This is a genomic window from Allobosea sp. TAB14 (assembly GCF_052113865.1).
GTDB classification, from domain to species: domain Bacteria; phylum Pseudomonadota; class Alphaproteobacteria; order Rhizobiales; family Beijerinckiaceae; genus Allobosea; species Allobosea spartocytisi.
The window spans coordinates 1-9,662 of record NZ_JBFRDQ010000160.1; the positions used below are offsets into that span (position 1 = coordinate 1).

12 protein-coding genes are annotated in these 9,662 nt (G+C 67.0%); 10 read left to right on the plus strand and 2 right to left on the minus strand.

Annotated features, from left to right (window positions below):
• From AB4Y99_RS20795 to AB4Y99_RS20825, 7 genes are all read left to right on the plus strand, one after another.
• On the plus strand, positions 1-447 hold a 447-nt coding region (locus tag AB4Y99_RS20795), incomplete at its 5' end, for a hypothetical protein (RefSeq protein WP_441524657.1).
• 135 nt (positions 448-582) lie between these two features.
• Positions 583-1,260, plus strand: a complete 678-nt coding sequence (locus AB4Y99_RS20800; protein WP_038365452.1) for an HAD-IA family hydrolase — start codon at positions 583-585, stop codon at positions 1,258-1,260.
• A gap of 359 nt (positions 1,261-1,619) precedes the next feature.
• Positions 1,620-1,973, plus strand: coding sequence for a hypothetical protein (locus AB4Y99_RS20805; protein WP_441524658.1), 354 nt, complete (start codon positions 1,620-1,622; stop codon positions 1,971-1,973).
• Positions 1,974-2,160: 187 nt separating this feature from the next.
• Positions 2,161-4,161 (plus strand): acetyl-CoA carboxylase biotin carboxylase subunit, encoded by a 2,001-nt coding sequence (locus tag AB4Y99_RS20810; RefSeq protein WP_441524659.1) that lies wholly within the window; start codon positions 2,161-2,163, stop codon positions 4,159-4,161.
• A gap of 11 nt (positions 4,162-4,172) precedes the next feature.
• Positions 4,173-4,793, plus strand: coding sequence for a glutathione S-transferase family protein (locus AB4Y99_RS20815; RefSeq protein WP_441524660.1), 621 nt, complete (start codon positions 4,173-4,175; stop codon positions 4,791-4,793).
• Positions 4,794-4,843: 50 nt separating this feature from the next.
• Positions 4,844-5,356 (plus strand): lysozyme inhibitor LprI family protein, encoded by a 513-nt coding sequence (locus tag AB4Y99_RS20820; RefSeq protein WP_441524661.1) that lies wholly within the window; start codon positions 4,844-4,846, stop codon positions 5,354-5,356.
• Between the two features lie 77 nt (positions 5,357-5,433).
• Entirely contained in the window at positions 5,434-6,222 is a 789-nt protein-coding gene (locus AB4Y99_RS20825) for a YdcF family protein (RefSeq protein ID WP_191124261.1), read from the plus strand.
• A gap of 4 nt (positions 6,223-6,226) precedes the next feature.
• On the opposite strand, the gene AB4Y99_RS20830 is transcribed toward AB4Y99_RS20825, so the two are convergent.
• Both AB4Y99_RS20830 and AB4Y99_RS20835 read right to left on the minus strand, forming a co-directional pair.
• Positions 6,227-6,490 carry a DUF3253 domain-containing protein gene (locus tag AB4Y99_RS20830; RefSeq protein ID WP_038365466.1) on the minus strand — a complete coding sequence of 88 codons (264 nt, stop codon included), beginning with the start codon at positions 6,488-6,490 and terminating at the stop codon, positions 6,227-6,229.
• Positions 6,490-7,182, minus strand: coding sequence for a DUF599 domain-containing protein (locus tag AB4Y99_RS20835; RefSeq protein ID WP_038365468.1), 693 nt, complete (start codon positions 7,180-7,182; stop codon positions 6,490-6,492). Before AB4Y99_RS20835 ends, AB4Y99_RS20830 begins: the two co-directional genes overlap by 1 nt.
• 138 nt (positions 7,183-7,320) lie before the next feature.
• Between AB4Y99_RS20835 and AB4Y99_RS20840 the strand changes: the two genes are divergently transcribed.
• The 3 genes from AB4Y99_RS20840 to AB4Y99_RS20850 all read left to right on the plus strand — a co-directional run.
• Positions 7,321-7,731 (plus strand): rhodanese-like domain-containing protein, encoded by a 411-nt coding sequence (locus tag AB4Y99_RS20840; protein ID WP_038365471.1) that lies wholly within the window; start codon positions 7,321-7,323, stop codon positions 7,729-7,731.
• Between the two features lie 10 nt (positions 7,732-7,741).
• Entirely contained in the window at positions 7,742-7,915 is a 174-nt protein-coding gene (locus AB4Y99_RS20845; RefSeq protein WP_156116002.1) for a hypothetical protein, read from the plus strand.
• Between the two features lie 314 nt (positions 7,916-8,229).
• Positions 8,230-9,662: ABC transporter ATP-binding protein (locus tag AB4Y99_RS20850; protein ID WP_441524662.1), on the plus strand; the 1,433-nt coding region annotated here is incomplete at its 3' end.

Here is a 9,662-nt window from a genome sequence, read left to right on the forward strand (position 1 = left end):
GCCCAGGCACAAAGTTCCGCGCCCGCCATCAAGCCTGCCGCGCCGGTTGCCGCGGCCGCGGATGAGCCGATCCCACGGGCCGAGCGAGCCAAGGCGCGGCAGGATTGCGTTGCCGAGAACGTCGCGCTGTCGGGGGAGGACCTGCGCTCGGCGATGCGGCAGTGCATGCAGGGCAAGTTTCCGGGCGTGCAGCTCTATGCGCAGGACGGCGTGACGCGGGACGGCAAGCCGACCGCGGTCGCGGCCCGAGCCGCCTGCAAGGACGAGGTCGATGCGCGCAAGCTGGCAGGTTCGGAGCGGATCGCGGCGCTGACCGCCTGCTTCAACGCCAAGCGCCCCGACCTCGCGCAGCGGGCCGAATGCCGCAAGGAGGCGCGCGCCAAGGGGCTCGACGGGGCCGATCTGCGCAAGGCGATCGACGCCTGCGCCCGCGAGGCCAGGGGTTGAGAGGGGGGCTCCCGGCGAGGGGGGCATGACCGGCTGGCAATAGCGCGGTGTCTCGATACGCCGGACTTCGGTTTTGCATCGGCGTCTTCCGAAAACCGCGTTCCCCTTTTCGGGCCGATGCTCTAAAGCGCCCGCATGGATCTCATCATCTTCGATCTCGACGGCACGCTGATCAATTCAGAGGCGATTCTTCTCGGCGCGCAATACGAGACCTTCAAGCGCTGCGGCCGGGTGCATCCCGGCCGTGAAGCCGGGCTCGGCATCGTCGGATTGACGCTGGACATCGCGCTGGCGCGCCTCGCAGGGATCGACAGGCCGGACGACTTGCTGACGCAGACCTATCGCGAGGTCTTCGGCGCCATGCGCCTGCAGGCGCAGACCGATCCGTCGCTGGACGAGCCGCTCTTTCCCGGCGTCGCGGAAACGCTGGCGCGACTCAAGGCCGTGCCGGGCCTCAAGCTCGGCATCGCCACGGGCAAGTCGCGCAAAGGTGCCGAATTCATCGTTGCGCGTCATGGCTGGCAGGGGTTGTTCGATACCGTTCAGTCGGCCGACGATGCGCCCTCGAAGCCCCATCCCGGCATGATCCTGAACGCCATGGCCGAGACGAGCGCCGCGGCCGGGCGCACCGCGATGGTCGGCGACAGCTCCTTCGATATCGAGATGGCGGTGGCGGCCGGCGTCGTTCCCGTCGCCGTCTCATGGGGGTTCCAGCCGGTCGAGAGCCTCATTGCGCTTGGGGCGAGACATGCCTTGCGCGAGATCACCGAACTGCCCGCTGCGCTGGGCCTGGCGCAGGCCGCCGTCGCGTAAGAGAGGCGAGCTTGAGAGCGGTGCTCCCTCACCGGGGCTGAAAGTGCCCCGGCTCGAACGACGTGCGTTTCGGCCGGCGGGATGGTCCGCTGGTCGCTATGTCAGCGACCGCTGGTAACATCCTCGCAACCACATCGACTCAGTCTCGTTTAACCTGAATAATCGTTCAGATTTGCGCGTTAACCACCTGCTTCCCGACCCCGGCGCATGGTGTTCCCACAGCAGGAACGTACCGGCACAAAACAACGCCGGACAGGGGTTCAGACATGATTGGACATGAGCTTCGTGAATTCGTCGATTGCGTGATGGATCGTCGCGCGATTGACGATCAAGACGTCAAGATGCTTCAGCGCGAAATCTTGAGCGACRTCGTCCTGACGCGCGACATCATCGATGTCCTGGTCGCTCTCGACCGGGCGGTGGCGAAGAGCTGCGCGGCCTTTGCAGATTATCTGGTCGCGCTCACCGTCGACTTCGCCGTCTGGGAAAACCGCCCGACCGGCGTCATCGACCGCGACAAGGCACATTGGCTGGCAACGACGCTCTCGGCCGGCGAGGGGCCGACCGCGACCGCCCAGCGCATCGCCTTCGAGATCGTCCGCGAGGCGGAGCATTGCGACGAGCTGCTTTTGTCCTTCGCCTTCGCCAAGGGGGCCGCCAAGAACATGGCCAAGAGTACCGGCGCGGCCCATCGTGTCCTGCTGGCGAGCTGACTGCGCATCTTCGCACATCGGATTTGTATCGATCGCCCCCGCATCCGGCTGGATACGGGGGCGATCGATTTTCCGGCTATGGTATCGGTYCAATGCCATAGCCGACTTTCGCATCGGTGGACGCCGGTTGCGGCGTCCCATACACCCCGGCTATTGCAGGTACGTCTGAAGCCGGGAGTGGCCACGCATGTTCACGAAGATCCTGATCGCGAACCGTGGCGAGATCGCCTGTCGTGTGATCAAGACAGCGCGACGCATGGGCATCAAGACGGTGGCCGTCTATTCCGATGCGGATCGCGATGCRCTGCATGTCGAGATGGCCGACGAGGCCGTGCATATCGGCGCGGCGCCCGCTGCCCAGTCCTATCTGCTGATCGACAAGATCATCGATGCCTGCAAGCAGACGGGCGCGCAGGCCGTGCATCCCGGTTACGGCTTTCTGTCCGAGCGCGAGGCCTTCGCCCAGGCGCTGAAGGATAACGGCATCGTCTTCATCGGGCCCAATCCCGGGGCGATCGCCGCGATGGGCGACAAGATCGAGTCGAAGAAGGCGGCGGCCGCCGCGAAGGTTTCGACGGTGCCGGGCTTCCTCGGCATCATCGAGAGCCCCGAGCATGCGGTGACCATCGCCGACGAGATCGGCTATCCCGTGATGATCAAGGCCTCGGCCGGCGGCGGCGGCAAGGGCATGCGCATCGCCCATTCCTCGGGCGAGGTCGCGGAAGGCTTCGCCCGCGCCAAGTCGGAAGCCGCGTCCTCCTTCGGCGACGACCGCGTCTTCGTCGAGAAGTTCATCGTCGATCCCCGCCATATCGAGATCCAGGTKCTYGGCGACAAGCACGGCAACGTCATCTATCTCGGCGAGCGCGARTGCTCGATCCAGCGCCGCAACCAGAARGTGCTGGAGGAGGCGCCGTCGCCGCTGCTGGATGAAGCGACCCGCCGCAAGATGGGCGAGCAGGCGGTCGCGCTCGCCAAGGCGGTGAACTACGACTCGGCCGGCACGGTCGAGTTCGTCGCCGGGCAGGACAAGTCCTTCTACTTCCTCGAGATGAACACGCGCCTGCAGGTCGAGCATCCCGTCACCGAGATGGTCACCGGCATCGACCTCGTCGAGCAGATGATCCGCGTCGCCTATGGTGAGAAGCTCGCGATCGCGCAGGCGGATGTGAAGCTCGACGGCTGGGCGGTCGAATCCAGGGTCTATGCCGAGGATCCGACCCGCAACTTCCTGCCCTCGACCGGCCGGCTCGTGACCTACCGCCCGCCGAGCGAGGGGCCGGATGGCGAGGCGACGGTCCGGAACGACACCGGYGTCTTCGARGGCGGCGAGATCTCGATCTATTACGAYCCGATGATCGCRAARCTSGTGACSCAYGCGCCGACGCGCGAGGCGGCGATCAAGGCGCAAGGCCGCGCGCTCGATGCCTTCGCTATCGACGGCATCCGCCACAACATCCCCTTCGTCGCGGCGGTGATGCAGCATCCGCGCTGGATCGCCGGCAACCTCTCGACCGGCTTCATCGCCGAGGAGTTCCCCGAGGGTTTCTCGCTGCCGGCGCCGCAGGGCGAGACGGCGCTGCGCATGGCGGCGATCGCGATCGCCTGCGACCACAAGCTCAACCAGCGCAAGCGAAACGTCTCGGCGCAGATGGAAGGCTGGCGCAAGGTCGCCTTCGACCGGCAGCGCATCGTCCAGCTCGGGGCTGAGCGCTTCGAGGGCGAGGTGATCGAGCAGGGTGAGGCGGTCGTCATCGCCTTCCCGGGCCGCAGCGTCAGCGTCGTCAGCGATTGGATCCCGGGCGAGCCGGTCTGGCACGGTACGCTCGACGGGGTGAAGGTTGCGGCGCAGATCCGGCCGATCCTCAATGGTGTCGCGCTCGGCCATGCCGGCGCCTATGCGAACGCTCATGTCTATACGCAGCGCGAGGCGGAGCTCACGGCGCTGATGCCGGAAAAGGTCGCGGCCGATACGGGCAAGGTCCTGCTCTGTCCGATGCCGGGCTTGGTCAAGTCGATCGCGGTGACGGTCGGGCAGGAGGTCAAGGCGGGCGAGCCGCTCGCCATGGTCGAGGCGATGAAGATGGAGAACGTGCTGCGCGCCGAAAAGGACGCCACCATCGCCAAGATCCTGGCGAAGGAAGGCGACTCGCTTGCCGTCGACGCCGTCATCATGGAATTCGCCTGAGAGGGCCGGGCATGCTGAAGATCTGGGGGCGTTTGAGTTCGATCAATGTCCAGAAGGTCGTCTGGGCGGCCGGGGAGGTCGGGCAGGCTTTCGAGCGCGTCGATGTCGGTGGTCCGTTCGGAGGGCTCGATACGCCCGAATTCCGCGCGATGAATCCGAACAGGCAGATTCCCGTGCTGGAGGATGGCGATTTCCGCCTGTGGGAGTCGAACAGCATCGTGCGCTATCTGGCGGCACGCTATGGCGCCTCCACCTTGTGGGAGGAGGAGCCGGCGCGGCGGGCCGAAGCCGAACGCTGGATGGACTGGATGCTCTCCGAGTTGCAGCCGGCGCTGGCGCCGGTGCTTTGGGGCGTGGTGCGCAAGGTGCCGGGCTATACCGAGCCCAAGGTGATTACCGAGGGCATGAAGCGGGCCGAGGCGCTGATGGCGATCATCGAGGACCAGTTGGCGGAGCGGCCTTTCCTGGCGGGCGAGCGCATCAGCGTGGCGAACATCACTGTCGGCTGTGGCGCACATCGCTGGCTCAACATGCCGGTCGAGCGCGTGGAGCGGCCGGCGGTGCGGCGCTGGTACGAGACGATTTTCGCGCGGCCGGCGGCCAAGGCCGCGTTGCCGTTGCCGATTGCGTGAGGACGCGCCTGGCGGCTTGATCGCAAGGCGGCGGCTGGCATGATGCGGGGATGATCCGTTCCTTCGCCGCGCTTTGCATCCTGACTTCCCTCTCCGTGCCGGCGCTGGCGCAGGATGCGACGCCGGCACCGGCCGCTCCGGCGGACCGGACCCAGCTCGCCGCATGCCTGCGGGACAATGGCGCATCGCCGGCAGCCTGCATCGGCGCTGTCGCGGTGCCTTGCGTCCGAGCCGCCAGCAGCGACCCGCGTGGGGCGGAGGCCGGATGCGCTCGTCGCGAGGAGGTGGCCTGGCGCGAGCGGCTCAACCTCGCTTTGCAGATGGCGTCGCGTCCGCTCGATGCCGGCCAGCGCAGCCGGCTCGCGGCGTTGCAACTGACCTGGGAAAGCTATGTCGCGCAGAAATGCGCGCTCTACGGCGCCGGCCAGCGCGACGGCCTCCAGCCCGGCCGGCAGGCCGGCTGCGAATTGCGTGAGGTGGCCGAGCGCGCGATCGAGGTGGCGAAGTCGCTGCCTCGGACGCCGTCGCGGCGCCCGCAGAGTCCCCCGCAGATCATTCGCTGAAGAGAGCGGCTTTAGAAAGCTGTCAGCATTCGGCGGCTATAGCGGGTGAGCGATCTTCCTCTCGATCCGGGCCAGCGATGTTCTTCGTCCTTTCCAAGATTGTCTGGTTCCTGTTCTCGCCGGTCAATTTCGTCATCCTGCTGGCCGGACTTGCGGCGCTCCTCGCTTTCTCCCGTTTCGCGCGGCCCGCGCGCTGGCTCGGGCTGTTTGCGGTGATCATGCTCGGGCTGATGGCGTTCAGCCCGCTGCCGCGTGCGGTCATCCGCCCGCTGGAGGACCGGTTTCCGCAGCAGGACGCGGCGAAGGGGCCGGTGACCGGCATCGTCGTGCTCGGCGGGGCGATCGGGTTGGCGCGCGGCGACGTGGTGCTCAATGCTTCGGCCTCGCGGATGACGAAGGCGGTGGAGCTGGCGCGCCTGCACCCGCAGGCCAAGATCGTCTTCGCGGGCGGCGCCGCCAATCTGATCTCGGAGGCGACGGTGACCGAGGCTGATGGCGCCAAGCGTTTGATGGAGGGGCTCGGACTGGAACCGGGCCGGCTCATCCTGGAGGACAAATCGCGCAACACCCTCGAAAACGCGGTCTTCACGCGCCGCCTCGTCGATCCCAAGCCCGGCGAGCGCTGGCTGCTGGTGACCTCGGCCTGGCACATGCCGCGCGCGATGGGCGTCTTCCGCAAGGCAGGCTTCGCGGTCGAGGCCTTCCCGGTCGACTACTGGTCGCGCGGCAAGCCGGATGATTTCACCCAGCCCTATAGCCGCGCGCCGCGCGCGCTCGAGATCGCCGATAACGGCTTCAAGGAATGGGTCGGCCTCGTCGCCTATCGTCTCGCCGGCTACACGGACACGCTGTTTCCCGGCCCCTGAATCGTCAGGGCGTGTCGGGCAAGGAGAGCCGGTAGACGCCGCGGAAATCGTCGGGATCGACCGGGCGGCCCTTGCGCGTGATGACGAGCCGGCCTTCCTTCATCAGCTTCACCGCGGCGCGGCGCAGAGGCTGCATCAGCGGGCCCCAGCCATCGGGATGGTCGCCGCCGATCGCGCGGGCGACATCCATCGGCGCGAGCGTGCGGCCGGGCTCCTGCCGCGCCAGCAGATCGAGGATCGTCGTTTCGAGCGTCGCCTGGTCGGCCATCAAGGATCCTCGGGGTAGCGGAAGACGCGGGCGGCGTCGGAAGCGTATTGGCGCCGGTACATTGCCACCAGTACGGAGCCGGTGAAGATGAGGAAGGTGATCGGCCCGAGGAACCAGCCGAGATAGGCCAGCGCGAAGAAGAAGGCGCGTTGGCCGCGGTTGAAGTGACGCCCGGCCGCGACGTTCATCTCGATCGTCTCGTGCACGGCGTTGCGTGCCTCCTTCTCGTCGTGATTGCGCGCGGAGGGCAGCGCGCCGACGAGGATCACGCAATAGTTGAACAGCCGATAGGCCCAGGCGAATTTGAAGAAGGCGTAGCCGAAGATGATGGCGAGCCCGATCACCTTCAGCTCCCAGGCCGCACGCTGGGTCATCGGGACGAAGGGCAGGTCGCCGAAGATCGCGACGACACGGTCGGTCGATTGCAGCAAGGCGAGCGTGCCGCCGATCGCGATCAGCGAGGTCGAGGCGAAGAAGGCCGTGCCGTTCTGCAGGCCGTTCATGACCTGGGTGTCGACGATCCGGTTGTCGCGCATCATCGCCTCGCGCACCCAGCGGGCGCGGCGCTGGTTCATGCGCATGTTCAGGCTCTTGGGCGCATGCGGGCCGAGCTCGACGGCATAATGGTAGCCGATCCAGGACGCGGCGTAGAAGGCCAGCGCGAACAGATCGAAGGGGGTGAAACCGAACATGGCGCCGCTCTGCCATTTCTCTTGCTGCCGAGGCAAGCAGCTTGCTTCGCGGCGCCGGTGGCAGCAAGAGAGGGCGATGTCATTGATGCTGCGCGGGCTGTCGTCACGCCGCGCCCGCAGACCCGAAGAGACGAGGCCATGCCGCAGGTGATCACGAAGGGCTACAAGGCGCTGCTCGCCGAGGCCGGGCAGGCGGTCGAGACGCTCTCCGTCGAAGAGGCGCGGGCGCTGCACGGCCGGGACGATGTCGTCTTCGTCGACCTGCGCGATCCGCGCGAGCTCGAGCGGGAAGGGCGTATGCCCGGAGCCTTCCACTGCCCGCGCGGCATGCTGGAATTCTGGATCGATCCGGAAAGCCCCTATGCCAAGCCGGTGTTCCAGGAGGACAAGCGCTTCGTCTTCTTCTGCGCCGGCGGCTGGCGCTCGGCGCTCGCGGCGAGGACGGCGCAGGAGATGGGGCTGAAGCCGGTCGCGCATATCGATGGCGGTTTCGGGGCCTGGAAGAAGGCCGGCGCAGCCGTCGAAGCCGCCCCAGCGGCCAAGGCTTGAGACCGACGCCTTGTCCCATATCGTCATCGTCCTGCTGGTTGCCGCCTTCATCTTCCGCAAGCCGCTCGGGCGACTGCTCGCCCGGCAGTTTCCGAATCGCGCCAAGCGCCAGCAGGTGCTGGCCACGATCATCGCCGCCTTCGTGCTGGTGATCGCGCTGCGAGTGCTGGCGCTGTTCTGGTAGCCGTCTATCCCGATTTGAAATGGCGGAGGGCGACCTGTGCGACCGGCGCATGGGAGGGTGGCTTGCGTTCTGCCCACGGATCAGGCATTTTGGTTCTCCGGCTCCAACACGAACAAGGGAGGACTGAATGAAATTCATGATCATCGTCGCTCCCGAGCGACCAAACCGGCACTAGGTCGGTCTCGCACGAGGCCCGCCTGCCGCGGCCTCCCAGAGCCTTTTTCAAACCTTTTCCCTTTTTCTGGAGACTGGCGTCCCGTCGTCGTCTCCACCTTGATTCGGAGTCGGCTGCCGTCCTGGCGCCGAATGACGCTATGTCTCGCGATACTCAAACCGGGCGGCGGGAGCCGTTCCGGGCCGTTCTCGGCTTCACTTTCAGTCATTGGGCACGCCTGCCCGGCCAGGTCGCCTGGGTTGCGGGCGTCACCATCGTGTCCACGCTCGCGGAGCTGTTCACGCCGGTCTATGCCGGTCGGCTCGTCGATGCGGTCGCCAGCGGCGTCGGCAGCGCGGATGCGGCGCTATGGGCGCTGGGCGCGATGATGGTGCTCGCCGCGATCACGGTGCTCGGGCGGCATTTCGCCTTCACCGGGATCACGATCATGACCCTGCGCACGATGAGCAACGTGGCGCAGGAAGCGTTCGCGCGACTGCAGCGCTTCTCCACCGACTGGCATGCAAACAACTTCGCCGGCTCGACGGTGCGCAAGATCACGCGTGGCATGTGGGCGCTCGACCTGATGACCGACACGATCCTGATCGCGCTCCTGCCCTCGCTCGTCATCCTGCTCGGTATGACGGCGCTGCTGGCCTGGCACTGGCCGGTGATGGGGCTCGTCGTGGCGCTGGGGGCGCTCGCCTATATCGGGCTCACGCTCGTGCTGTCGCTACGCTTCGTCGCGCCGGCGGCGCGGCTCGGCAACGCCTGGGACACCCGCCTTGGCGGTTCCCTGGCCGACGCCATCACCTGCAACCCGGTGGTGAAGGCCTATGGCGCGGAGGCGCGCGAGGATCTGCGGCTCGCGACCGTCGTGGCGAAGTGGAGCCTGAGGACGCGGCGCGCCTGGCTGCGCGGCACCTGGGCGGGCACCGGCCAGCTCGTGGTGCTGCTCTTCCTGCGGGCGGCGGTGATCGGCCTCGTGATCTGGCTGTGGCTGAACGGGCAGGCGAGCACGGGCGATGTCGCCTTCGTGCTCACCGCCTATGCGGTGGTGCACGGCTATCTGCGCGATGTCGGCCAGCACATCCACAACCTGCAGCGCTCGGTCAATGACATGGAGGAGCTGGTCTGGATGCACGACCTTCCCTATGGCGTGCCGGACCGGAAGGGGGCGGTGGCGATGGGGGTGACGGCGGGCGAGATCGCCTTCGAGGACGTGACCTTCCACTATGGCGGCCATCACGACCCGCTCTACCGCGACTTCTCGCTGACCATCCGTGGCGGCGAGAAGGTCGGCCTCGTCGGCCGCTCGGGCTCCGGCAAGACGACCTTCGTCAAGCTGGTGCAGCGACTCTACGACGTCACGGCGGGCCGCATCGCGATCGACGGGCAGGATATCGCGAGCGTCACGCAGGAGAGCCTGCGCCGGCAGATCGCGATCGTTCAGCAGGAGCCGGTGCTGTTCCACCGTTCGCTGGCCGAGAACATCGCCTATGGCCGGCCCGGCGCCTCGCAGGCGCAGATCGAGCAGGCGGCGCAGCTTGCCAACGCGCATGACTTCATCATGCGCCTGCCCAAGGGCTATGC

What these genes read in the sequence shown, in the direction of transcription:
- AB4Y99_RS20800 (WP_038365452.1), top strand. Translation starts at nt 583, where the DNA reads ATGGATCTCATCATCTTCGATCTCGACGGCACGCTGATCAATTCAGAG.
- AB4Y99_RS20815 (WP_441524660.1), top strand. Translation starts at nt 4,173, where the DNA reads ATGCTGAAGATCTGGGGGCGTTTGAGTTCGATCAATGTCCAGAAGGTC.
- AB4Y99_RS20820 (WP_441524661.1), top strand. Translation starts at nt 4,844, where the DNA reads ATGATCCGTTCCTTCGCCGCGCTTTGCATCCTGACTTCCCTCTCCGTG.
- AB4Y99_RS20825 (WP_191124261.1), top strand. Translation starts at nt 5,434, where the DNA reads ATGTTCTTCGTCCTTTCCAAGATTGTCTGGTTCCTGTTCTCGCCGGTC.
- AB4Y99_RS20830 (WP_038365466.1), bottom strand. Translation starts at nt 6,490, where the DNA reads ATGGCCGACCAGGCGACGCTCGAAACGACGATCCTCGATCTGCTGGCG.
- AB4Y99_RS20835 (WP_038365468.1), bottom strand. Translation starts at nt 7,182, where the DNA reads ATGTTCGGTTTCACCCCCTTCGATCTGTTCGCGCTGGCCTTCTACGCC.
- AB4Y99_RS20840 (WP_038365471.1), top strand. Translation starts at nt 7,321, where the DNA reads ATGCCGCAGGTGATCACGAAGGGCTACAAGGCGCTGCTCGCCGAGGCC.